Origin of the sequence: Larkinella terrae (genome assembly GCF_009668025.1) — a bacterium.
In the GTDB taxonomy this organism is placed as follows: domain Bacteria; phylum Bacteroidota; class Bacteroidia; order Cytophagales; family Spirosomataceae; genus Larkinella; species Larkinella terrae.
Genome location: NZ_WJXZ01000011.1, coordinates 12,100 through 37,792, shown reverse-complemented (window position 1 = coordinate 37,792; position 25,693 = coordinate 12,100). Strand labels below are relative to the sequence as shown.

The 25,693-nt window shown below is 53.8% G+C and carries 16 protein-coding genes; 9 read left to right on the top strand and 7 right to left on the bottom strand.

What is annotated here, in order from left to right:
- Positions 1-3: 3 nt before the first annotated feature.
- The 5 genes from GJJ30_RS17720 to nirB all read right to left on the bottom strand — a co-directional run bounded on the left by GJJ30_RS17720 (position 4) and on the right by nirB (position 8,115).
- Complete coding sequence (locus tag GJJ30_RS17720) at positions 4-2,841, bottom strand: hypothetical protein (RefSeq protein ID WP_154176519.1); 2,838 nt, start codon at positions 2,839-2,841, stop codon at positions 4-6.
- Positions 2,842-2,970: 129 nt separating this feature from the next.
- Entirely contained in the window at positions 2,971-3,657 is a 687-nt protein-coding gene (locus GJJ30_RS17715; protein WP_154176518.1) for a response regulator transcription factor, read from the bottom strand.
- A 2-nt stretch (positions 3,658-3,659) separates the two neighbouring features.
- Complete coding sequence (locus GJJ30_RS17710) at positions 3,660-5,117, bottom strand: ATP-binding protein (RefSeq protein WP_154176517.1); 1,458 nt, start codon at positions 5,115-5,117, stop codon at positions 3,660-3,662.
- Positions 5,118-5,124: 7 nt separating this feature from the next.
- Positions 5,125-5,481: a nitrite reductase small subunit NirD gene (nirD, locus tag GJJ30_RS17705; protein ID WP_154176516.1), complete on the bottom strand. Its 357-nt coding sequence runs from the start codon at positions 5,479-5,481 to the stop codon at positions 5,125-5,127.
- 99 nt (positions 5,482-5,580) lie between these two features.
- On the bottom strand, positions 5,581-8,115 hold the full coding sequence (gene nirB / locus GJJ30_RS17700; protein ID WP_154176515.1) for a nitrite reductase large subunit NirB: 2,535 nt from the start codon (positions 8,113-8,115) through the stop codon (positions 5,581-5,583).
- Between the two features lie 277 nt (positions 8,116-8,392).
- On the opposite strand from nirB, the gene cobA reads away from it, so the two are divergent.
- From cobA to GJJ30_RS17670, 6 genes are all read left to right on the top strand, one after another.
- Positions 8,393-9,148, top strand: a complete 756-nt coding sequence (cobA, locus tag GJJ30_RS17695; protein ID WP_154176514.1) for a uroporphyrinogen-III C-methyltransferase — start codon at positions 8,393-8,395, stop codon at positions 9,146-9,148.
- A gap of 365 nt (positions 9,149-9,513) precedes the next feature.
- Positions 9,514-11,037, top strand: coding sequence for an alginate export family protein (locus tag GJJ30_RS17690; RefSeq protein WP_154176513.1), 1,524 nt, complete (start codon positions 9,514-9,516; stop codon positions 11,035-11,037).
- A gap of 75 nt (positions 11,038-11,112) precedes the next feature.
- Entirely contained in the window at positions 11,113-12,414 is a 1,302-nt protein-coding gene (locus tag GJJ30_RS17685; protein WP_154176512.1) for a NarK family nitrate/nitrite MFS transporter, read from the top strand.
- A gap of 93 nt (positions 12,415-12,507) precedes the next feature.
- Positions 12,508-16,122 (top strand): nitrate reductase, encoded by a 3,615-nt coding sequence (locus GJJ30_RS17680; RefSeq protein WP_154176511.1) that lies wholly within the window; start codon positions 12,508-12,510, stop codon positions 16,120-16,122.
- 85 nt (positions 16,123-16,207) lie between these two features.
- Positions 16,208-17,671 (top strand): rubredoxin domain-containing protein, encoded by a 1,464-nt coding sequence (locus GJJ30_RS17675; protein ID WP_154176510.1) that lies wholly within the window; start codon positions 16,208-16,210, stop codon positions 17,669-17,671.
- A 35-nt stretch (positions 17,672-17,706) separates the two neighbouring features.
- Complete coding sequence (locus GJJ30_RS17670; RefSeq protein WP_154176509.1) at positions 17,707-18,207, top strand: nitrate reductase associated protein; 501 nt, start codon at positions 17,707-17,709, stop codon at positions 18,205-18,207.
- On the opposite strand, the gene GJJ30_RS17665 is transcribed toward GJJ30_RS17670, so the two are convergent.
- Positions 18,186-18,731, bottom strand: coding sequence for a DUF4833 domain-containing protein (locus tag GJJ30_RS17665; RefSeq protein ID WP_154176508.1), 546 nt, complete (start codon positions 18,729-18,731; stop codon positions 18,186-18,188). The genes GJJ30_RS17670 and GJJ30_RS17665 overlap by 22 nt on opposite strands.
- A 162-nt stretch (positions 18,732-18,893) precedes the next feature.
- Here GJJ30_RS17665 and gldG point away from each other — a divergent pair, with 162 nt between their 5' ends.
- From gldG to GJJ30_RS17650, 3 genes are all read left to right on the top strand, one after another.
- Positions 18,894-20,549, top strand: a complete 1,656-nt coding sequence (gene gldG, locus GJJ30_RS17660) for a gliding motility-associated ABC transporter substrate-binding protein GldG (RefSeq protein ID WP_154176507.1) — start codon at positions 18,894-18,896, stop codon at positions 20,547-20,549.
- 180 nt (positions 20,550-20,729) lie between these two features.
- Complete coding sequence (dnaN, locus tag GJJ30_RS17655; protein ID WP_154176506.1) at positions 20,730-21,866, top strand: DNA polymerase III subunit beta; 1,137 nt, start codon at positions 20,730-20,732, stop codon at positions 21,864-21,866.
- 287 nt (positions 21,867-22,153) lie between these two features.
- Positions 22,154-25,165 (top strand): DEAD/DEAH box helicase, encoded by a 3,012-nt coding sequence (locus tag GJJ30_RS17650; protein ID WP_154176505.1) that lies wholly within the window; start codon positions 22,154-22,156, stop codon positions 25,163-25,165.
- A 5-nt stretch (positions 25,166-25,170) separates the two neighbouring features.
- Here the strand turns inward: GJJ30_RS17650 and GJJ30_RS17645 are convergent, their stop codons facing one another.
- The gene (locus tag GJJ30_RS17645; protein ID WP_154176504.1) at positions 25,171-25,659 is read right to left on the bottom strand and encodes a GtrA family protein; all 489 of its coding nucleotides are present in this window, start codon (positions 25,657-25,659) and stop codon (positions 25,171-25,173) included.
- Positions 25,660-25,693: the final 34 nt, after the last annotated feature.

Genomic DNA, 25,693 nt, shown 5'->3' with positions numbered 1-25,693 from the left:
AACTCATTGAAAAACATACCAGGTTTGACTTTTGGCGGGAATTCGAACAGTCAGCGTGAGCTTGGTTCCGTCCAGATTTTGACTCACAAAAGCGCCGTCCTGCCTGCTGACCGAAACCCGGTTTTTCAGGCCGGTATAATACAGATCCACCGTCAGCGTTCTGGTAATGGGTTCATTCAGTGGATTATACACCATTAACAGACCTTTCTCCGGACCGGCGGCATCGACGTGCAGAATGGCGTCGTAATCCCGCCCGTCGGGTCGGCGCAGGTGAATGAGATCGGCATCCAGAATCGGGCGGTGTTTCTTGTAAAAACTGACCCATTTTTTCACCACGGCCTTTGTTTCCGGCGCGTCGTAGAGCTGAGGTCCGCGGTAACAGGCCTGTACGCCCGCACCGAACAGATTCGCCATTCGCTGTTCATAATGCGGCAAATGATCCTTCAGCGGTTCGATGGTCGCGGCTGGCCCCCCGCCGTGGTATTCCACCAGCGGCACGAACATCCAGCCCATCGACGGCGTTTTTTCCCAGGTGCCGTCGTAAATGTTCTGGCGTTCGATAATTTCCTGGTATTCACGGGGCAGCGACCAGTTCGTTTCGCGGTAGCCCATCGCAATTTTGCTGCTTCCCGCCAGAAAATACCAGTCGGGCACGTTCAGGTAAATGCCTTTTGCGCGGCACCAGCGGTAAAAATCCCGGATGCGGACAAACTGTTTCCACTGCGAATCTTCCAGTCCGGCGTGGCCCGGATGCGCGGTGGAAGCGCAGATATCGCCCGGATACGAACCGTCGTGTTCCAGCAAATCCATGCCGGTTTCTTTGTAAAAACTGTATAAATTCTCGAAATACCGCTGCCCCCAGGCGCTCTCCAGACAGGGCGAATGGCCGAAAGTCGGCGTCATACCCGGTTTGGGCATCACCACGTCGTTCGTCGCGTCAATCGACCGGCTCGCCAGCAGCGAGTAACCGCCAATCGCAACGCCCTTCGAAGCCGCATAGTCTTTTAGCGCCTTCATCCGCTGGCGGTTTTGGCGGGTCGAATCTTCGATGTTAAAACCGCTTCCAAACGTCAGAATCGCCATTTCAAAACCGGCTTCCGCGCACTGATCGACGGCTTTTTTGACGTCCGCATCGGCCGAACTCCGGATGTGCATGATGATCGGATTTTCAGTTACCCAGGGCGCAATCGTTCGGTACATTTTGCGCTGGGCCAGCCCGCGCCGTTCGCGGTCCCAGGAATCGTAAAGCAATTCCCACATCCGCATGCTCTCGAACGGCTGCCCACGAACGATCTTCTGCCCAACGCCCTGGCGCGGCTGACAAACCAGCACCGAGGGCGTTTTCAGATTGTAATTGACCTGCGTCCGGTACGTCGCATCTTCCTGCCATTCGATGCAGGCATTTTCGGATGCGTTGGGCGACATCGACTGAAAGGCAAAGTCGCTCTGGGCAAAAATCGGCGGCAACTCCCAGCGCTTTTTGCTTTCCACCGCGCTTTCCGCTTCCGTTACGGCGAGGTGTTCGGTTTTGAGATTATTCAGGATAAATCCGGCACTGGAAGACGTTTCAACCGTCACCCACTTGCTGAGGAGCGGCAGGCCATCGTAGAGTTCATAGTGGACTTTGACATCCAGCCCGTTCAGAAAATCGAGGTCGGCACCCGGATTCTGCGGACCGCCGAGCAGAGTCAGTTGCTCGATCCGGCACCGGCCCACCGGTTTGGGGGGATTTTGTTCCGACGTGCCGCCTTTCTGATCGGTTTTGCCGATCCGGATGCCGTTCGGTGCCGAAGTCAGGTCGAGTGTGCGGAGCGGTTTGTAGCCAATGCCATCTTCCGAAACCGATAAAAGCAGTTTGCCCAGGGCCAGTTCCAGCCGCAGATACCAGGATTTGGCGGGGTCGAAACCTTCAAAAAACTCGCCGGAATCGCCGTTTTGCAGGCCGAATTGCTGATTTCCGGGCGAGAGAAAGAACTTGATCGGGGATCGATCCGCAAACGTCAGCGCAACGCCGGGTCCGTAGGAAACACTCTGATCGGTGCCCGAATTGAGTTTGCAAATGACGACAGCGGTTTTTTCGGGCAGCGGCCGCTCGGCGAACAGGGTGCTGCTGGCCGGAATCTGGATCTCGCCCGGTTTGCCCTCGTTCCGAAACGACGCCGACTGATTGCCGGGCGACGCCACCACCTTCCAGTCGGGCGACAAACTGCTGAACGAATCGTCCAGGAGTTTAACCCGCCGATCGTCGGACGTCAGGCGGTTGTGGTTGTTCCGAATGATTTCGTCCGTGGTTCCGTAGGTGAACGTAACTTCCAGCCCTTTCGGCGGCCAGTCAGTTTTCTGCGTCGACCAGGTCGTCCGGCGGTTCCATTCCATCCGTTTTTTGATCGGCGAAACCGCGTAGCTCTTCAGTTTCAGGCTGTACGGATCGGCTTTCATCGTCTTCGTCCAGTCTGCCAGCAGGTAATTCTGGATGGGCTGGCCGGTCAAACCGCCGACTTTGATTTCGTGTCCGTTGATCCAGAGAACCGCTTCCGGCGAAACCGCCCGCAGCAGGGCTTCCCCCGTCGTCAGGTTGTCCAGCCCAACCGTCGCGCCGTTGGTCTGGATCGAAAACGAACGGGTAATCAGGCCGTTACTCAGGGCCAGAAATCCTTCTTTTGTCTGATAAACGGCCGATTTCCGGGCGGCTGGTGAAATCAGCCAGTCGGTTTTCGTGCGCAGATTTTCGCTGGAATAGGGGGGAAGAGTCGCAACGGAAAGAGATTGCGCGTGCAGCTTGAAACCGCCTATCGTCAGGATCGCAATCGCAAAAGCTCGTCTAACGGCTGAGTGGGTCATGTATGTGAGCAATAAAGAAATCCGCTACGGTGCAAAAGCTTTCGGAAAGAAGCGAAATTAGAGCGATTTCTCCTTCCGGAGCGGCTTTTTTTTATTGCAACAGACGAGAATCCCGGTTGCCGGGCAGCCTCACTTTTTCGATCCGCTATTTTTCTCTTCCAGCGCCAGCCGAATCAGATCGACGGTATTTTTTACGCCCACTTTTTTCAGGATACTGGCGCGCTGGTTGGCCACGGTATTCGTGCTGATGTCGAACTTTTTAGCAATTTCCTGGCTGCTCATGCCTTCGGTCAGACAGGTCAAAATCTGGGCTTCCCGCGAGCTGACTTTGTTCCAGATCGACGATTTTTTGCCGGAATGATAGCTCACCGGCTCGCTCTGCGTCGCCACCAGGGGCACAATCAGGTGCTGGATGATAACCGACGACGCGCTCGGCGGGTAATAGAATTCGCCGGTACTGATCGCCCGCACGGCCCGCAGAATTTCTTCCCGATCAGTGTCTTTCTGCAAATAACCCGCAGCGCCGTATTTCACCGATTTCAGGATGTAATCCTTGTTGTTGTGCATGCTGAACATTAAAATCCGGATTTTCGGATACTGCTGGTTGATGATCTGCAGGGCTTCAATACCCGACATTTTGGGCATCGTAATGTCCAGAAACAGCACGTCCGGTTTGACGACCGGAATCAGATCGATCGCTTCGTCGCCGTCGGGCGCTTCGCCCACGATCTCAATATCGGTTTCATCTTCCAGCAACGTCCGGATTCCCTTTCTCACCACGGAATGGTCGTCGGCAACAAGGATGCGTATCGGCATAGTCATGAGGTTGTATCCGGTAATTGAACGGTTACTTTGGTTCCTTTTTTCGGCTTCGACGAAATCGTCAATTCGCCATTCAGCAAACGGGCGCGGGTGCGCATGTTTTCCAGCCCGTGCGTGGCCCGAATCGGGCGGTTTTCCTGCGGGGGCGATTTCAGGGAAAAACCCTTCCCGTTGTCTTCAATGAGCAGGGCTGTTTTGCTGTCCGAATGGTGCCAGCTGATCCGGATGCGCTGGGCCTCCGCGTGCTTGATGGCGTTGTTGAGGGCTTCCTGCGCAATCCGGTAGAGGCCAATTTCCACGGCCGGATTTAACCGGTTTTCGTCGTCGCTTCCTTCAAAGATAACCTCAATCCCGGACGATCGGGTGGTTTGCTCGGCCAAAAATTGCAAAGCCGCTCCCAGTCCGAAGTCGCCCAGGACCGACGGCATCAGGTTGTGCGACGTCTGTCGGGTCGATTGAATCACGTCGTAAATCTGTTCGCACAGTTCTTCGAACCGCTGCCGGTGTTTGGGTTCGGGAAACGGAACCACCTTCAGCTTTTCGGCCTGCAGCTTCAAACCGGTCAGCATCTGCCCAATTCCGTCGTGGAGTTCGCGCGCAAACCGGCGCCGTTCCTCTTCCTGCCCTTCCAGCAGCCCCGCCGACCGCACGGTATCTTCGGCAATCTGCAGGCGGTATTTTTCTTCGGTAGCCCGCACCAGTTCGTGCTGCGTTTCGATCAATTGCTGGTTGGTCATGGCCAGGTCGGCGTTCGCCACGGCCAGATTGCCGTTCACGACGCGCAAAGCCTCGTCCGACTCAGTCAGTTTCCGGATCACGTTTTTGGTGTGCGTCACCACCGGCCGGAAAATCAGCAGCGCTTCGATCAGCAGCGTCACCAGGGTTGCCACACTTAAAATCCATTCAATCTGTTCCAGCGACTTGACCCGTTCAAAGCTCTCTTTATCAAACTGAAACACAATAGCGTTCATCTGTTCCAGAAAAAACGGCTCGTTTTGGAGAACGGTTTTCAGCGCGGCTTTTTTCTGATCCGGCGTTGTGGAAGCGGCATTGATGCGGGCCAGACTCCCGTACATCGATTGAAAAAACGGCTCAATTGTCGTAAACATGCGGTCAATCTGCTTGCTTTTTCGAACCAGATACGTTTTTTCCATGTGCAGGCTGCCCCGCTTCAACTGCCTATGACTCTGGCCCCAGGTGTTCAGTAGGGCGGCAAACGAAGCCGTGTCGGACGTTGGAATGCCCGAAATCCGCAGCAGGGCCAGCTTGGTCAGGCGCTGGCTCAACATGCGCTGCCGACCCGCTACGTTTACCACCCGGCCGTCGTTGTTATGATCGCTCAGCGTCCGCCGGATAAACAGCAGACCGGTGATCGACAAAACCGCAATGACCGTCAGGGCCAGAATGTAAAACCGGGTTAATCGCTGCGCTACCTGCTGATCGAGTTGATTCATTCCAAGCTTATTCTACCCCAATATACACGTTCCCGTCGGTTACTTTGACCGGGAAGGTCGTAATTTGGTAACCGTCGTCGTTCAAACACTGGCCATTCCGGAGCGAGAAAGTCTTTTTGTGAAACGGACACGCCACCTTGGGCTCGTCGTTCTGGCTGCCGATCATGCCCCGCGAAAGCGCCATCTGCTGGCGGTGCGGACATTCGTTGTCCGTCGCGTACCATTCGCCCCGCCGGGCAAAATGAAAAATGGCAATCTGGTGGCCGTTGATCAGCACACAGGCTCCACCGTCGGTCGGAACATCGTCGACCCGGCAGGCTAAGTGCCACGTAATTTCTTCTTTATCAGCAACTAACGCTTCCATGATTTTTATGTTTTTGAAAAATCGAAACAACAATGTTTTAGTTATTAGCTTACGGTTTTAACCGTGGGCTGAAAATCCAAATGCCAACAATGAGGTACGTTAGCGCCACTCCTTCGCCCGTTTCTGATCGCGCATCGTTTCGAAAACGACGGTCGGGTCTTTCTGCTCGGGAACGTTGACGAAGTGCGTAAACCGCTTACGGAGTTCCGGGTTGTCAATCACTTCTTTCCACTCGCATTTGAAGGTGTCGATCAGCAGTTGCATTTCGCGCTCCAGCTCGTCGGCAATGCCCAGCACATCGTCGACCACCACGGCTTTCAGGTACGTCAAACCGCCTTCCATCTTGTTCATCCAGGTTGCCGTACGCGTCAGTGGATCAGCGGTTTTGATGTAAAACATCAGGAAACGGTCGATGTATTGGAGGCAGGTTTCCTTGTCGATATCCGAAGCCAGCAACTGGGCGTGCTGCGGTTTCGAGCCCCCGTTGCCCCCGACGTACAGATTCCAGCCTTTTTCGGTCGCGATAATCCCGAAATCCTTGCTTTGCGCTTCGGCACATTCGCGAATGCAGCCCGACACGCCCGACTTGATCTTGTGCGGAGACCGGATGCCCTTGTAGCGATCCTCCACCTCGATGGCAAACGAAACCGAATCCTGAACGCCAAACCGGCACCAGGTGCTTCCTACGCAGCTTTTTACCGTCCGCAACGACTTGCCGTAGGCGTGGCCGCTTTCAAAACCGGCGTCGATCAGTTCCTCCCAGATCAGCGGCAGATCGCCCACGTGCGCGCCGAAGAGGTCGATGCGCTGCCCGCCGGTTATTTTGGTGTATAAACCGTATTTCTTGGCCACCTGACCAATCACAATCAGTTTGTCGGGCGTGATTTCCCCGCCCGGAATGCGCGGCACCACCGAGTAGGTGCCGCCTTTCTGGATGTTGGCCAAAAACCGGTCGTTCGAATCCTGAATAGTTGCCCGGCCTTTTTCGAGGATGTTTTCGTTCCACAAACTCGCCAGAATCGACGCCACCGCCGGTTTGCAGACTTCGCAGCCGTCGCCCTTTCCGAACTGGTCCAGCACGTCGTTGTACGTTGTCAACCGGTTGATTTTCACCAGGTCCAGCAGCTCCTGGCGGGTGTAGTCGAGGTGTTCGCACAGCACGTTGCGGACGTAGTGCCCCTGCTGTTTCAGCACGCCCTGAATCAGGTCTTTGACCAGGGGCGTACAGCCGCCACAACCCGTACAGGCTTTGGTGGCTTTCTTTAGCGAATCGATCGTCGTATGGCCATTTTCGCCAATTTCGTGGCAAAGTTGCGATTTGGTAATCGCTTCGCAGGAGCAGATCAGCGCATCGTCGGGCAGGCCCATGACGCCCGCGCCTGCTTCTTCGCCCCCCCGCGAACCCAGGATCAGGTCTTCGGGATCGGGCGGCAGAATGGTTTTGTTCTTGCAGGTTTGCAGGAGCATATTGTATTGCCCGGCATCGCCCACAAGAATACCGCCCAGCAACTCCTTGCCGTCCGGCGAAATATTGATGCGTTTGTAAACGCCTTTGGCTTTGTTCTCGTACGTGATCGTCCGGCAGGCCGGTTCCGACACAAACGGGTCGCCAAAACTGCCGACATCGGTGCCAATCAGCTTCAGTTTGGTCGACATATCGTACGGTTTGAACTCCTTGTCGTCGCCCATCAGCCGGGACGCCACCACTTCAGCCATCTCATAACCGGGCGCCACCAAACCGTAAATCATGTGGTGAACGACAGCGCATTCGCCAATGGCAAAAACCGCCGGATCAGACGTTTGCAGAAATTGGTCGACCACAATGCCCCCGCGCGGGTGCGTGGTCAAACCGGCCAATTTCGCCAGTTCGTCACGCGGACGAATACCGGCCGAGATGATCAGCATGTCGACGTCCAGCGCGCTGCCGTCCGTAAACTGAATGCCGTTGATGGTGTCTTCGCCGGTGATCTGCCGGGTATTTTTGTTAAGATGTATCTGCAACCCCAGCGACTCCAGTTGCCGCTGCAGGATGCCGGAACCCGCGTCGTCGATCTGCCGGGGCATCAGCCGGGAAGCAAACTCGATGACATGGGCTTCTTCCAGCCCCAGATCCAGCAGCGCCTTGGCCGCTTCCAGCCCGAGCAAACCGCCCCCCATCACGGCACCCCGGGACGCCGGACCGTTGCGGGCTTTTTTCGCGTACGATTGAATGAAGTCCAGATCCTCGATGGTGCGGTACACGAAAACGCCATCTTTTTCTACGCCATCCACCGGCGGCACAAATGCACCGGAACCGGTCGCCAGAATCAGATAGTCGTACGGCACCACAACGCCGTGGTGGGAACGCACCTCCTTCCGCTCCCGATCGATGTCCACCACCGGATCGGTCAGGTAAAGGGCAATACCGTTTTCGGCGTACCAGCTTTCGGGCGCCAGGGTCAGATCATCGGCGGTTTTTCCGTCGAAATACGCGCTCAGGTGAACCCGATCGTAGGCTACACGTGGTTCTTCCCCAAAAACCGTCAGTGTAAATCGTAGTCCATTTTTTTGTTTGGTGACCAGCTTCTCACAGAATTTGTAGCCCACCATGCCGTTGCCGACAACGACGACACGCATCATTTTGTCCGTGTTCATAGTTAATGATAACTATAGTTATAAAACAAACCCGTTTATTAATTGAACTATTTCAATAAAATTCCCCAATTGTCATTGAAATAATGTGATTCAAATTTAAACTGATTTTTTCGTATTTTCTATGTTTTTATTCCGTATTGATTAAAATTTAATCTAATTTTTATTGAATTAACTTGTTTTTCAAAATTGTACCCTTAATTTTGAACCAATATTTTGATAGTTATCAATTACTAATAATAGTACATTTTAACTATTAACCATTCTAAATCGTAAAGCGATGAAGCCAAAGCTTACACTCGTGGGGGCGGGTCCCGGCGACGGCGAATTGATCACCTTAAAAGGGATCCGGGCGCTCCAGCAAGCCGACGTTGTTTTGTACGACGATCTGGCGAACGATACACTGCTGGATTTTGCACCCAAACACGCCCTGAAGACCTACGTGGGAAAAAGAGCCGGAAAAGCCTCTTTCACGCAGGACGAAATCAACGCACTGATCGTGCGGATGTCGCAGGAACACGGGCATGTGGTGCGGCTCAAAGGCGGGGATTCTTATGTATTCGGACGCGGATACGAGGAATTTGAATACGTCCGGCAGTACGGCATTTTGTGCGAGGTTGTTCCGGGTGTTTCCAGTTGCATTGCGGTTCCGGCTTCGCAGGGAATTCCGGTTACGTCGCGCGGAGTGAGCGAAAGTTTCTGGGTCATCACCGGCACCACGCGCCACGGCGAACTATCCGACGATCTGCGGCTGGCCGTTCAGTCGAAAGCCACGGTGGTGGTGCTGATGGGCCTGAATAAGCTGGCGGAAATCTGCGCGCTCTACTGCCAGGCCGGGCGGGGTCACGTGCCGATGGCGGTGGTTCAGAACGGAACGCGTATCAATGAACAATGCGTGGTGGGGCAGGTCTGGAAAATGCCTCATCTGGTCGCAGAGCAGGGCGTGGGGGCGCCCGCTGTGCTGATCATCGGCGAAGTAGTTGCCCTGCACCCGACCTACCTGGCGGAGTGCCTGCGCAGTCTGTCGGTGGCTTGACGGTATGCGGTTTTTGGTGAATGCACCACGGTTGGTTGCTTTCGTTATTCGGTGTTCGTTATTCAATATTCGATATTCGGCACTACCGAAAACCGCAAAACAAAAAAGCCGATCCGGTGTGGGGGCACCTTTGGATCGGCCAAAACGGGTTTGTCTATGTTAAACACAAACGGTTCAAAGAAAATGAAAATAAAGACGTAAAGCAAATTCTGCCACCTTCACCGCGCGGCCTCGCTTATAGTTGATCGTAACTATGGGTTTGTACGGCCGGCCTTCTCAGGTGATTGCCTTTCAGTTTCCCGTTCCGGGCTCTCCGGATGTTTTTGCACTGGCCGCTTCTTTTTCTTTAAACCACCATCGATGCCATGAAATTCTACTTCAGGCTACTCGGATTCGTATGCCTTTTTCTGACTATTGTCCACTGCCATCTCTACGCCCAGGTATCGCTGATCGGCCAGCTCCGCACCCGCACCGAACTGCGCGACGGCTACGGCAATCTGACGCCCAAAAATAGCCGCGCGGCTGCTTTCACCTCACAGCGAACCCGGCTGACGTTCGGTTACAAATGGAACCGGGTCAACTTCAACGTGGCCGTGCAGGATGTGCGGGTGTGGGGCCAGGACGCTTCCACGATCAGCAGCGCCGACGGAAACCGCCTGATGGTACACGAAGCCTGGGCCGAGCTGACGCTCATCAATAGCGCCGATAGTACGCTGAAATTCAAACCGATACAGAATCTGTCCTTAAAAATCGGTCGTCAGGAACTGGTGTACGACGATGTGCGGCTGTTGGGCAATCTCGACTGGCTGCAGCAGGGCCGCCGGTTTGATGCGGCTTTACTGAAAGCCCAGCACCACGGCTGGTCGCTGGATCTGGGCCTTGGTTTTAATCAGAATTCGGATGCGTTCGGAACAACCGGCACGGCTTATACGCCCGCCAACGCCCCGGTTTCGGCGCTGTCGGACAAAAACGTCACGCTGGCAATTCCGGGCGGTTTTCTGCCCACGGCGGGGAAGGGTGGTGCTCCGATTGTTGCCAATGCCGTCAGTACGAACGGCCAGAATCAACAGTTTAAGTCGTTTCAGATGGCGTACCTGAGCCGCAAGTTTAACCAGACCAGATTCTCGGCTTTATTCTTCAAAGATGATTTCTCGAAATACCGGATCGACTCGCTGGGCAGTGCCGCTACGGGTTACGTATATGGTCGCCGTTACGACGTTCCGGGCACTCATTCCCGGCTGACCTACGGCGCGATGCTGACGGGTCAGGCCACGATTTCCGCCGTGAAAACCGGTCAGATTCTGTGGCAGGCATTCGGGTATCTGCAAAGCGGCAAAGACCGCGACGGGCTGCGCATCCGGAATGCGTACCACTACGGCGCGAATGTGACATTCCAGAAAGGTCTACTGAGTGTCAGCCCCGGATACGAAATTCTTTCGGGTACGAATGCCGCCACCGTCAAACCGGGCGAAACCGGGCGTTTCGATCCGCTGTATGGAACTCCGCACAAGCATTGGGGGTACATGGATTACTTCTACGTCGGCACCGGTTCGCCCGCCGGTGGGCTGAAAGATGCGTTTCTGAAGTTCAAATACGCTGGTAAACGCCTGACGACCGCCTTCGATGTCCATTATTTTTCGCTGGCGGCCACCACGTTTAACAAAATGCCGGATGCCGCAACCGGTGCCAAACTGGAGTCGAAGCTGGGCATGGAATACGATTTTACGGCCACCTACGGGCTGAACAAATTTACGACGCTGGAAGCCGGTTACGCCCTGATGAAAGGCACCAATTCACTGGAATATACGAAACAAGGCACTATGAATCAGAAGGATAAGCTCGGCACCTGGGCCTACCTGATGATCAACATCCGCCCGGTTTTCTTCTAAGTACCCGCGAATACTATTCAGTAAAAACACAAATAACCAAAATCTCACGGACTAGCGCCTGTAGGTACGAAACATATGAACTCACTCGCCAATAAACCACTGGAAACCCTTTCCATCTTCCGTTTCAAAGGCATCCAGATGCGGACTTTCCACATCACCTGGATCACGTTTTTCGTCTGCTTTTTCGGCTGGTTCGGTCTGGCACCGCTCATGCCCGCTATCCGCGCGGATCTGGGCCTCACCAAACCGCAGGTCGGCAACACCATCATTGCGGCCGTATCGGCCACGATTTTCGCCCGGCTGATCGTGGGTCGCCTGTGCGACACCTGGGGACCCCGCAAAACTTACACGGCGCTGCTCGTCCTGGGCGCATTCCCGGTTATGCTGGTGGGGCTGGCGCACGACTACGCCACCTTTCTGCTTTTCCGGCTGGCGATTGGCGTCATTGGGGCGTCGTTTGTCATCACGCAATTTCACACCTCGATGATGTTTGCCCCGAAAATCAAAGGAACCGCCAACGCCGTTGCTGGAGGCTGGGGAAATCTGGGCGGTGGCATCACGCAGCTCGCCATGCCGGTTATTATGGCGACGATCGTAGGGTTTGGGTATACCAAACCCGAAGCCTGGCGGCTGGCGATGGTGTTTCCGGGCGTCCTGATGTTGATCATGGCATTTGTATATTTCCGATATACAAAAGATACCCCAAACGGTAACTTTGATGAAATTCAACGCACAACAAGCAAGGGCGAAAAAGTCAGTTTCTGGAAAGCCTGCGCCGACATCCGGGTTTGGGCGCTGGCGCTGGCCTACGCCTGCTGCTTCGGCATGGAAATCACTTTCGACGGGATAGCGTCCCTTTACTTCTTCGACAATTTCGACATGAAAGAAACCGAAGCCGGTTTTTGGGCCATGCTGTTTGGTTTCATGAACATTTTTGCCCGCGCGCTGGGCGGTATTGTCGCCGATAAAGTCGGAAATAAATTCGGCCTGCGCGGCAAGGGGATTCTGCTGGCGGGTTTGCTGTTGCTGGAAGGGGGCGGAATCATGCTCTTTGCCACCTCCGGTAACTTACCGCTTGCCATTCTGTCGATGATCACCTTCGCGATGTTCCTTAAAATGGCCAACGGAAGCACGTACGCCATTGTTCCGTTCGTCAATCCCAAAGCAGTTGGGGTCATTTCGGGCGTGGTCGGCGCGGGTGGTAACATTGGCGGCATGATGATGGGCTTTCTGTTCAAGTCGCAATCCATTAGCTACGGCCAGGCTTTTCTGTACATCGGAGGCATCGTCGCAGCCACCGGTTTACTCCTTTTCCTCGTCAATTTCGGCAAAACCGTCATTCTCAAACCCGCCGAAACCGAATTGCAAACCGCTTAAAGAGTTAAGAATAAAGAGTTATAAGTGAAGAGTTAAAAAAGCACCCTGAAAAATAACTCTTAATTCTTAACTCATAACTCATCATTCAAAAACATGTCTCATCAAACTACTTGTTGCTATTGCGGGGTTGGCTGTGGAATCGTAGTCAAACAGGAGCCGAACGGTCGACTGACGGTTGAGGGCGACAAGCAGCATCCGTCCAACCACGGTATGCTGTGTTCGAAAGGCATGAATTTGCACTATACGGTGATGGACCAGTCGGATCGGTTGCTGTATCCGCAGATGCGGTTGAATCGGGCGATGCCGCTGCAACGGGTGAGTTGGGATGCGGCCCTGGAACGCACAGCTGCGGTTTTCAAAACCTTCATTCAGAAATACGGCCCTGATTCGGTCGCATTTTATGTATCGGGCCAGTGTCTGACGGAAGAATATTACCTGGTCAATAAACTCATCAAGGGGTTTATCGGCTCCAACAACATCGACACCAACTCGCGGCTTTGCATGAGTTCGGCGGTGGTGGGTTACAAACTTTCGCTCGGCGAAGATTCCGTACCGGTTTGTTACGACGACATCGAGGAAGCGGACGTTTTTCTGGTTCAGGGTGCCAATCCGGCCTGGTGCCATCCCATTCTCTGGCGACGCATCGAAGCGCACAAAACCGCCAATCCGCACGTCAAAATCATCTGCGTCGATCCGCGTCGGACCGACACCGCCCGTTCGTCGGACCTGCATCTGCCCATTCGTCCCGGCACCGACATTTTGCTCAACCACGCGATCGGGCGGTTATTGATTGAAAACGGGTACGTCGATCCGGATTTCATCAGCGATCATACCGACGGTTTTGCCGCTTACCACGCACTGGTGATGCAGCGTTCGGTGGCTGAAGCGGCCGAGTTGTGCGGCATCGATCCCGAAGCGATTCACACGGCTGCGACCTGGATCGGCCGCTCCAACGGGTTTCTGTCGCTCTGGACAATGGGCCTGAACCAGTCGGCGGTTGGCGTGAATAAAAACCTGTCACTCATTAATTTACACTTGATTACCGGTCGAATTGGTACACCGGGCAACGGGCCGTTTTCGTTGACGGGGCAACCCAACGCGATGGGCGGTCGCGAAACGGGCGGTTTGGCCAACATGCTGCCCGCCCACCGCGACGTTCTGAATGCGGCCCACCGCGCCGAAGTGGAAGCGTTCTGGAAAGCCCCGGTCAAGATTGCCGCCAAACCCGGTTTGACGGCCACGGAAATGTTCGAAGCGCTGGCGGATGAGCGTTCGGGCGACGCTTCGCTGAAAGCCATCTGGATCATCAACACGAATCCGATGGTGAGTATGCCGGATGTGAACGCGGTTGAACGTGCGCTGAAAAACGCCCGGTTTGTGGTGGTGCAGGATGTTTCGACCCGCGCCGATACCGTTGCTTTCGCCGATGTGGTGCTGCCCGCAGCCGCTTGGCTCGAAAAGGAGGGCACGATGACCAACGCCGAACGGCGGATTGCGTACCTTCCGAAAGTCATCGACGGCCCCGGCGAAACCCTGCCCGATTCGGAAATTCTCTGGCGGTTTGCGCAGAAAATGGGTTTTGGCGACGCTTTCAATTACACCAGTTGCGCCGAAGTGTATCAGGAATACGCCCAGCTTACCGCCGGAACGAACGTCGATGTAACGGGTGTGACGTATGAATTGCTGCGAAAAAACCGCACGATTCAGTGGCCGTTTCCGCAACAGCGAATAACGAATACTGAATATCGAATAGCGAATAGCGAAGTAAAAAACGCGTCAGCGGAAAACCGAAAACCGTACGCCGAAAACCGTATCTCTGAAACCGGCACGAAGCGGCTTTTTACCGATCACCGGTTTTATACGGCTAACCAACGCGCCCAGATTCACGCGGTTCCGGACGGAAATGCCTCCGAACCCACGGACGAGGATTTTCCACTGGTGCTGACGACCGGCCGGATTCGCGATCAGTGGCATACGATGACCAAAACCGGTCGGGTGGCCAAGCTGGGGCAGCATATTCCGCACCCGTTTCTGCAGATTCATCCGGACGATGCCAAAGCCCGTGGCATTCAGGAAGGGCAGTTGGTCGTAGTTCGCGGTCGGCGGGGCGAAGTCCGCGTGAACGCCCAGCTCACCGACGACGTGCGACCCGGTTTGTGTTTTTTGCCCATGCACTGGGGGAAGATTCTGAATAACAATCAGGTACGAACCAACAACCTGACCAGTTCCCTTGTCGATCCGCGCTCGAAGGAACCCGATTTCAAGTTTTCGGCGGTCGACGTGTTGCCCTACCAAAAACCGGTCGAAAAAATCATCATCATCGGCGCCGGTTCGGCGGGCCTGGGCTTTATCAATTCGTATCGGACCTTCAATTCAGAGGACGAGATTCACGTTTTTTCCAACGAAATCTACCCGTTTTACAACCGGGTTTTGCTGCCCGATTACATCAGCGGGGCGCAGTCGTGGGAGCAACTGGTCAAACTGCGCGAGGAGCAGTTCGCCGAAAACCGCATTGTGGTGCACAAGGGCGTCGGCATTGCGCACATCGACCGGCAGGCCAAAATCGTAACGGACACCAACGGCCTGGAACATTCGTACGATAAACTCCTGATTGGCACGGGCAGCCGGGCCTTTATGCCCAAAGGCGTACCGCGTCTGCCCGGCATTTTCAACATGCGGTCGCGGCTTGATGCCGATTCGCTGCTGCCGTTTCTGAACCAGCCCAATCCCCACGCGGTCATTGTTGGCTGCGGTTTGTTGGGCCTTGAACTGGCGGCATCGCTGCGCCAAATCGGCGTGCGGGTTACCCTGATTCACCGGTCGGGGCGGGTGATGGAACGCCAGCTCGACCCGTTGGCCAGCGAATTGTTGTACCTGGAACTGCTCGACCGGGGCATTGAGATTTACTTCAACGAAGAAGTTCAGACGTTTTCGGGAACCGACCGGCTGGAGAGTGTTCAACTGAAATCGGGCCGGAAACTGGCCTGTCAGGTGGTGGTAATGGCCATTGGAACGGAGCCGAATATTGAACTGGCGCGGTCGGCGGGGCTGGTTTGCAACCGGGGCGTCGTGGTCAACGATTACCTGCAAACGTCCGATCCGGCCATTTTTGCCGCCGGTGAAGTGGCCCAGTGGAACGGGCAAATGTGGGGCATTACACTCGCGGCCGAGCAACAGGCCGAAGTCGTCGCCCGTTTCGTTGCCGGGGATATTTCCCAGCCCTACCGGGGCAGTTTATCCATCGGTATTCTGAAAATGGAAGGCTTGCACCTGTGCAGCATGGGCCTGACGGAGGTTCCGTCGAACTCCGGGTCCGAGTATGAGGAGATCATTTTTATCGACAAAGCGAAGCGGTATTACAAGAAATGCATCGTGCACGGCGACAAGCTGGTGGGCGCGATTCTGGTGGGCGACAAAAACGAATTTGCGGAATTCCGCGAGCTGATCGCCAAAGGCACCGAACTGTCCGAAAAACGGCTGCAGTTGCTGCGGGCGAGCAAAAAAGTAGATCCGATGGAAGGCAAACTGGTTTGCTCCTGCAACAGCGTCGGGCAGGGAAATCTGGAACGCGCCATCGCAGCGGGCTGCTCCGATTTCCAGCAACTGTGTCAAAAAACCGGTGCCGGAACCGGCTGCGGTTCCTGCCGCCCGGAGGTGCGGAGTATTTTGGAGAAAATGAGTGAAGCTATGTTAGTTAATGAACAATGAAAAATGAACAATGAAAGATCTGTGATGCGTTTTGCCCGGTTTAATCCCTTCATTATTCATTGTTAATTTTTCATTTCGAAAGCTTATGCGCGATTATTACACCCTGAAAATCAACCTTCCGGCGGGGATTGTTTCGCCGGGGACGTTGCAGCATGTATTGGCTGCGGCCCGCATGGCCCATGTTCGGAAGGTGCGGTTTGGCAGTCGGCAACAGTTGCTGATGACCGTGCATTACGAAGATTTACGAGCGTTGGAAAAAGAGTTGAAAAAACAGCCCATTTTCTACGAAATCAATTCCGATCAGTATCCCAACATCATCAGTTCGTATTGTGGGGAGGATGTTTTCCGGACGGGGGCGTGGCTGCGCGAAAGTGAGTACCATACGGTTTTGGATCAGTTCGACTATGAGCCGACGCTGAAGATCAATCTCTCGGATTCGAACCAGAGTTTTACGCCTTTCTTTACCGGAAATCTCAATTTTATTGCCTCGCCGGAACCGCATTTCTGGTTTCTGTACGTTCGCCCGAAACAGAGCAACCGCGTATTCCGCTGGCCGGACCTCATTTATACAAACGACCTCGGCCGTCTGGCCCGAACCGTTGAAACCGCTCTGCTCGAAAACCGCTTCGATACCGACGAAATGCTCTACCAATCGGTCAGCAGTCAAAACCGGTTCATCACCCAGCCTGCCACGCAGGAAATCGAATTACCGGACTTCTCGTTGCCGTATTACGAAGGATTTAACCGCTACGGCGAACGTTCGTGGCTGGGTTTGTATCGCCGGGATGAACTGTTTTCCGTTGATTTTTTGCTGGATATCTGCACCCTTTGTCTGAAAACCCGGATTGGCGAGATGTGCGTGACGCCCTGGAAATCGCTGATTATTAAAGGGATCGAAGAAAAGGACCGGGCGGCCTGGTCGCATATACTGGGCAAGCACAACATCAATGTGCGGCATGCCGCCAACGAACTGGCCTGGCAAACCGAGGACCACAGCGACGAGGGAATGCAACTGAAAAACTACGTGATCCGGTATTTTGAGAAATACGACATGCGCACGTTCGGTCTTTGTTTTGGGGTGCAAACGCGGCCAAAATCGGAGGTATTTGGCTCAGTACTGGTGCGCAAACGACCGGTGCTGCAAATCGGGCAGCTGGCCTTATTCAGTCTGTACGATTTGTATTACACCGAAAATTTCAACCCGAACAGCCGGACTTATGTCTCCTTCGAAAAAGGGTTGTTCAAAGCCTTTCTGCCCAACCAGATCGATCGGTTGTGTCGTCAGTTCAGCAACCGCCGTGCGCTGGAAAACGGAAAAACCGGTCGACTGGAAGCGGAGCCAACGGAAACGACGTCCCAGCCGGTCGGCTTCGTTCACCAGTGTCCGCACTGTCTGACGATTTACGACCCGCAATTTGGCGACGAACGGCGGGGCATTTTGCCGGGCGTTCCGTTCAGCCAATTACCGGCCAATTATTTGTGTTCTACCTGCGACGCTCCCAAAAGTGCACTGCACGAAATTCCGATGTCCTTTACCAATTTCGTTTAACGATCAATCCTTCAGTTATTCATTCGTTTGCCAATATGAAACCGCACGCACTCGAAACCGTTTATTTTGATTTTGAGAACGACTTTGTCGACACGTTCCGCTGCATTCCGATGATTGTTCGCTATAAACTGGATACGTGCCTGATCAAACTGAAACTCCCCGAATGGGTGAAATTGACAGTTGAGGAAAAGCGGGAACTAGCCACCCGGCCGTGTTTTACGGAAACGGAGATTGCGCGGTATCGCCGGTTTTTGATTCAGCTCGTGGCCGAGCGCTGCGGAAAAACCGTCAGTGAATTACCGCCGGTCGACGCCAGTTGGGATGCGCTGGAGGAGGTCCCGGACGAGGTGCAGCACAAAGCCGCCGAATTCAATTTCGTCCCGCTGACCATCCGGCAGTGGATTCAGTTCGATGTGCTCCAGCGTTTTGCGCTGGTCAAACTAAGCCGTTCGGGGCACGAAGGGAAAAACTTTCCGCGCGCTCTGAACGAGTTTGGCATTCAAACCGGCCGAAATTACACCAGCATCCGTTCGTAAACCGGTACGCCCGCAACGGGGTCGATGCCAAACAGTTCGACGTACAGAACCTTTGGAATCAGGCCGGAACCGGGTTCAATCTGCACAAACACCTTCTGCAAACAGGCTTTCCGGCCGTTGATGGTGGTTAAGGCCATCGGTTTGCCCTGCTGAAAATCGACCCAGATCGTGCGTTTTTTGAACGCATTCAGGTAAATCTCAAAACGGTTCTCGCTGCGGTTCACCGCCTTGTGTTTGTAGCCGTAGGCCATCTTCCACTGCAACATCGACAGCGATTCGCGCTGGCCCCGTTCGGCGTACCGAATCCAGTAGACATTCACCGGATCGTCGGCGTCGAGTTGCCGATTGCCGGTTACATTCGCTTCGTAAATAACGGTATTGGTGTTGTTGCTCCGCTGAATGTAGAACAGCCGGTTGGGCGCGGGCGGTGGAACCGGAAATTCGCGGGTTTCGGCAAACGCCGGGATCAGTGCGCTGGTCAATTCCAGCAAAAACAGAAAGAAAAACGTGTGACGGTAGTTCATAACAATGATTCAGTCGTATTGTTGTTTACGAACCTAAGACCGCTACCCCGGGCGTTACCCCTACGCCGGTTTTGAAAAAATTAGCAGAAAATCAATCGCGCGGGTCGTCATTTTTTCTTCTACTTTCGCACAACTTAACTGCTTTCAGCGTTTTACGCAGGTATGAAGTCATTTGTTTTTCGTTTCGGGCTTGTTCTGGCCGTTCTGGTTGCTGTCAATTTGCTGTCGTCTTTTCTGTTTTTTCGGGTCGATCTGACGCAGGAAGGCCGGTATACGCTGTCGGAAGCGACCGAAAATCTGCTGACGAACCTCGATGATGACATCCACGTCAACGTTTACCTGACGGGGAATCTGCCTCCCGCGTTCAAACGCCTGGAAACCAGCGTTCGGGAAACACTGGCCGAGTTTCAGGCCCGGGCCAGCCAGGATCTGACCTACCGGTTTATTGACCCGACTGCCAATCCGGACTCGAAGAAAAGAGCTGAATTACAAACGCAACTGATCCAGAAAGGGCTCTCGCCGACCAGCCTGATTTCTAATACCGATGGTAACCAACGAACCGAGCAATTGATTTTTCCGTGGGCGGTCGTGTCTTACAAAGGCCGTGAGCAGACGGTTTTATTGTTGCGGGGAAACCGCTCCAGTTCAAAGGAAGAGCAACTGAATCAGTCGATTGAAAATGTGGAATACGAACTGGCGTCGGCCATCCGGCGGCTGACGATCCGGGAGAAAAAGGTGCTGGGCGTGGCGGTTTCCTACACGAACGTCGAGCCGCTCCGGCTGTCGGATTTGCTGGCTACCCTTCAGGAATTTTACGACATCAAGCTGATCAATCTACAGGATTCGCGTGATCTGGTGGGCCTCGACGGTTTGATTGTTCCCAAACCCGACCGCGCGTTTTCGGAAGCCGATAAATACAAAATCGACCAGTTTGTGGTCAACGGCGGCAAAGCGCTGTTTTTTGTCGACGGCCTGAAAATCGATAGTGTCGGCCGGGAAGGAACCTACGCCCAACCGCTGGACCTGAACCTGAACGATCTGTTTTTTCGCTGGGGCGTTCGGGTCAACAACGACATTATCAAGGACTTGAGCTGCGCGTTGATTCCGCTGAACGTCGGCGATATGGGCGACAAACCCAACGTTCAGATGCTGCCCTGGCGGTTTTTTCCGTTGATCAATACCTTCGGCAAAAGTCCCATTGTTCGCAATCTGGACGCAATTTACAGCCGGTTTACCAGCACGCTCGATACCGTTCAGGCCGTGGGTATTGTGAAAACGCCCCTGCTGATGACGTCGCAATACACCAAAATCCTGAAAGCGCCCGCGCTGGTGAGTTACAACGAAGCCCGTCAGCAACCCGATCCGCGGACCTACAACGACGGCGTCAAGCTCGTTGCCTGCCTGCTGGAAGGGCGGTTTCAGTCGCTCTACACCAACCGGATTCTGCCCGGCGACCCGCGCGCTGCGGCCTTTAAAGCGCAGGGAGCGGCCGCAAAAATAGTGGTCTGCACCGACGGCGATCTGCTCGTCAACGACATCAACTACCGCACCAACACGCCCTATCCGCTCGGCTATGAGCGGTTTTCGAAAAACACCTTCGCCAACAAGGATTTTGTGGTCAATGCGGTGAATTACCTTATGGACGACAACGGCATCATCACCGCCCGCACCCGGCAGGTGACAATCAGGCCGTTAGATAAAATCCGGCTGCGGGAAGACCGGCTGTCGTGGCAGCTTCTGAATCTGCTGGGACCAACGGTTCTGGTGGCTTTTGTGGGTATTTTGTGGCAATTCGTCCGCCAGAGAAAGTACGCGTAGGAGTTAAAAAGTTATTTCGCGGAGCTTAGCGGAGAAAATTAGAGATACGCGGAGATTTTTTTTAATAAACTCTACTTAGCTCTAATTTTCTCCGCTAAACTCCGCGAAATAACCCCTAAAATTTCGACTATTTTTCCTACTTTTGTTCTCATTGGACTATTGGCCCCAAACATATTGCATATGAAATTCATCGTTTCCTCCTCCGTATTACTCAAGCAACTTTCGGCCATCAACGGTGTGGTGGCAACGAACCCGATTGTGCCGATTCTGGAAAACTTTCTGTTCAAGTTGGAAGATGACGTCCTGACCGTCACGGCGTCGGATCTGCAAACGACCATGATTACGAACATCGCCGTGGAGTCGTCGGAGAAGGGAGCTATTGCCATACCGGCCAAACTGCTGCTGGACACGCTGCGCGGTTTGCCCGAACAACCCATCACGTTCAACGTCAATACCGAAACGTTCGGAACGGAAATTCTGACCGACAACGGTCGCTATAAATTGTCGGGCGAAAACCCGATTGATTTCCCGAAAATCCCGGCGGTGAATCGGAGCCTGTCGGTCGAAATTTCGTCGGACGCCCTGCTGAGCGCCATCAACAATACGGTTTTTGCCACCAGCACCGACGACCTGCGCCCGGCCATGACGGGGGTATATCTGCAGCTGACGGACGAAAACGCTACGTTTGTGGCCACCGACGGCCACCGGCTGATTCGCTACCGCCGGTCCGACATTAATTCGCCGAGCAATTCGTCGATGATTATTCCGCGCAAAGCCCTGACGCTCCTGAAGGCGTCGCTGCCCGAAGCGGCTCCGGTGAAGGCCGAATTCAGCCAGTCGAACGCGTCGTTTACCTTTGCCGGTTCGCCCGCCGGTTCCACCCAGATGATCTGCCGGTTAATCGATGAGCGGTTTCCGGATTTCGAAAACGCGATTCCGGTCAACAACCCGAACGTGATGACCATTGGCCGGACGGATATGCTGAATTCGCTGAAGCGGATCATGATTTACGCCAACCGGACGACACACCAGATCCGGCTTTCGCTGAAAACCAACTCGCTGACCATCTCCGCCGAAGACCTGGACTACAGCAACGAAGCCAACGAAAAACTACTCTGCGACTACGACGGTGATCCGCTCGAAATCGGCTTCAACGCCAAGTTCCTGACCGAAATGCTCAACAACCTGAGCGCCAAAATGCTCTCGTTCGAAATGTCGGCCCCCAACCGCGCCGGCCTGATCATTCCGGCCGATAAAGAAGAAAACGAAGACATCCTGATGCTGGTCATGCCAGTGATGCTCAATACGTACGCATAGTCTGAACTGGGATTACGTGGATTAAAGGATTAAGAGGATTAGCTACCGCAATCTTTTTTTACATCCCAGTGAATCCTTTAATCCGCGTAATCCCAGTTCAAGACCCATTTAATCATTTCTAGCCCGGAACCTGCGTTTCGGGCTTGTGTTTTTTGTGCCAATTCGTATATTTGAGTTTGTTGCTCATTCTAACCGGACCGCAAACCGTTCATTTTGCTTTCTTTTTGAAAGCTTATCTGTTCAGGATTTACCCGGTTTTGACGCAGCCCGTCAGTAACCAAATTGCTATGAAAGTCTCTCCCGCGGAACCGTTTCAACTGGTCTACTCGCTCCTGGAACACGAGTTCCTGGGCTATCTGTTTGAAGCATTCGTCGTGCAGCTGAATGCCCGGGGTGAATTGACATTGCAAAACCAGACGCTGTCGGCAAAAAACGCCGGAGAGTTTGCCAGTGAATTGGATGAAGCTGATTTTGAGCTGGTTCGCATTATTGACGAAATTCAGCAGGACGTTATTCTGAAAAAATTCAACGCGAAAAAACTTCCGGCCGTCGATTTTTTCCTCAAGGTTTACGACACCCAGAAAGGCGATAAGGAACTGCGCGACCGGATTTGTGAATACCTCGAAGTGCGTCGCGCTTTGATCCTGGAACGTCTGGCCGACAAGCAGTTATATGTGATGGGCAACGATGGCAATCCGGCCTGGATGTCCGTGGAGCGCATGCCCGAGAAGGCGCGCGTCTTTTTCAATTTTGTCCGGACCGAAACCGCCACCGAATATTTTCCCATTATCAAATACCAGGGCGAACGGGTCGAATTTCAGTTCAAGGATGCTCTGCTGATCTGCGACGAGCCAGCCTGGATGATGGTCGGGCAGCGGCTTTTTCATTTCGACAAAAACGTCGATGGAAAAAAACTGCGCCCGTTTCTCCAAAAACGCAATATCGTTATTCCAAAAAATATTGAGGATCAGTACTATCACCGGTTTGTTGCCCCGCTGATTGCGTCCTATGACGTATATGCCCGGGGGTTTGAAATCCGGAGCGAAGTGCTGCCGCCCGCGCCCGTGCTGACGGTTTCCGAGCATGCAACGGCCCAGCGCGCCGTGCCTGCCCTGTTCGACCAGTCGGGCTCGAATGGCGACGCCCACCGGAACGGGCATGGCCCCGCCGAACGCATGAATACCGTGTTGACAGAAATGGCCCATGCCGCGCCCGTCGACGACTCGCAGGTGGTTTTTGACTTGTTATTTCAGTACGGCCAGTTCACCTTTCGTTACGATGGTTTCACGGATTCGTCCAACGTCAGCATCGAAAAGAAGGGCGATGACTACGTTTTTCACAAAATTCGCCGGGACGTTCGGAAGGAGAAATCGACGCTTTTCTGGCTCAAGGAAAACGGGCTCGAACTGAAAGATAACGGCCATTCCAAACTCGGGAAAGCTGCGGCTTTCGAGTGGCTTCAGCAGAATCACAACCTGTTGATCGAGGCCGGTTTTCAGATTTCGCAGCACGCCAACGACGCCAAGCGGTATTTTCTGGGCTATTCGTCCATCGTGGTATCAATCAACGAAACCCGCGACTGGTTCGACATTTACGCCAAAGTACAGTTCGGAGAATTCGAAATTCCGTTCATCAAGCTTCGGACGCTGATTCTGAACAAGAAACGGGAGTTTGCCCTGCCGAATGGTGAGATCGCGGTAATTCCCGAAACCTGGTTTACGAAGTATTCAGAGCTTTTTGCGTTCATGGAACACGAGGTCGACAGCGATCGGCTGGTGCTCCACAAACACCACATTGCGCTCGTTCAGGAATTGCAGGAAGAAAGCCTGGCGTCGGCGGTCATCAGCCGGAAACTGGAGAAATTGCGGAGTTTTGAGGAGATCAATTCGCATCCGCTGCCTGCCGGTTTCAAGGGCGAATTGCGGCCGTACCAGAAAGCGGGCTACGACTGGCTGCAATTTCTGAATCAATACCGGTTTGGCGGCTGCCTGGCCGATGATATGGGTCTGGGCAAAACCGTGATGACCCTCACGATGTTGCAGTCGCAGAAGGAAGCCGGATTTACGGAACCGACGCTGCTCGTTATGCCCACGTCGCTGCTGTACAACTGGGAACTGGAAGCCAAACGGTTTACGCCCGATTTGCGCGTGATGGCGTATACCGGCACCTATCGCGATAAAAATACCGCCCAATTCGACGGGTATGACGTCATTCTGACTTCCTACGGGATTGTCCGGATCGACATCGATCTGTTAAAAATGTACCGGTTTCATTACATCATTCTGGACGAATCGCAGGCCATCAAAAACCCGTCGTCGCACATCACGCGGGCGGTGATGCAACTGAATTCGGCCCACCGGCTGATTCTGACCGGTACTCCGCTGGAAAACAGCACGATGGATTTGTGGACGCAAATGACGTTTATCAACCCCGGTTTGCTGGGAAGCCAGACGTTTTTCCGTAACGAATTTCAGATTCCGATCGAGAAAAAGAACGACGAGCAGAAGACGCAACGGCTTTACGGGATCATCAAACCGTTCATGCTCCGGCGCCACAAGTCGCAGGTAGCGCGGGATTTGCCCGAAAAGGTGGAAAGCGTTCACTACAGCGACATGTCGCCGGAACAGGAAAAGCAGTATGAGGAAGCCAAATCCTACTACCGAAACCTGATTCTGGAGCGCATCGAGGAGGAAGGCGTTGCCAAATCGCAGATGGTAGTTTTACAGGGTTTGACCAAACTCCGCCAGATTGCCAACCACCCGCGGATGATCGACGAAACCTACGAAGGCAATTCCGGAAAGCTCGACGACATGGTGATGCGGCTGGAAGGCGCAATGGCCGACAATCACAAAATCCTGGTATTCAGTCAGTTTATTAAACACCTGGACGTTGTTCAGGAGTATTTGCAGGAACGCGGCATTCAATATGCCTACCTCGACGGATCGACGCAGGACCGGCGCGGGCAGGTGAATCTGTTTCAGAACAACGACTCGATCAAGCTCTTTTTAATCTCGCTGAAGGCGGGCGGTTTGGGCCACAACCTGACGGCGGCCGACTACGTGTTTATCCTCGATCCCTGGTGGAACCCGGCCATCGAAGCTCAGGCCATCGACCGGGCGCACCGGATTGGGCAGAAGCGCACGGTTTTTACCTACAAGTTTATTTCCCGCAATACCGTTGAGGAAAAAATTCTGGCGTTGCAGCGTTCGAAGCAGAAACTGGCCAGCGATCTGATTACGACCGAAGAGAACTTCATGAAATCGCTGACGAAAGAAGACATTCTGACGCTGCTGGAGTAACCGGATTATTCCAGCCCCAGCAACGATTTCAGTTTTTCGTAAAAGCCGGTATTCTTGAAAGTGAAGGTTTTGTGCAGAATGTAATTCGAGATAAAGCTCAATCCCATTCCAAAGGTGTGCGATACTAACTTGTTCACATTCACGGTTTTAACCGAGCCCGGAAGCGTGAACTGGTAGATGCCGCGGCTGATCGAGAGATTATACAAAGCCGATGCACCGTAGACGGTAATGAGGCAGGAAATCACCGAAACCATCGCAAATTTTGTCATTTCCCGCCGGGTTTTTGCCGAGTTTTTGGCGTTGAAAGCCAGCAGTTTGGTGAGAAAAAAACCGATAAAAAAGGAGGTAACATACCCAATTAACACCCCATTTTCGTACGAAACCTGAAACCACTCCTGAAGCAGGGCACTTACTACAATTTGCAGGGATGCCCCAATGGCCGCTACAATGAAATAGGCAATTAAATCCTTTTGGTTAAATAACTTGTCCGACATGTTTTAAACAGAGAGGTAAGTAGTTAGATGTGAG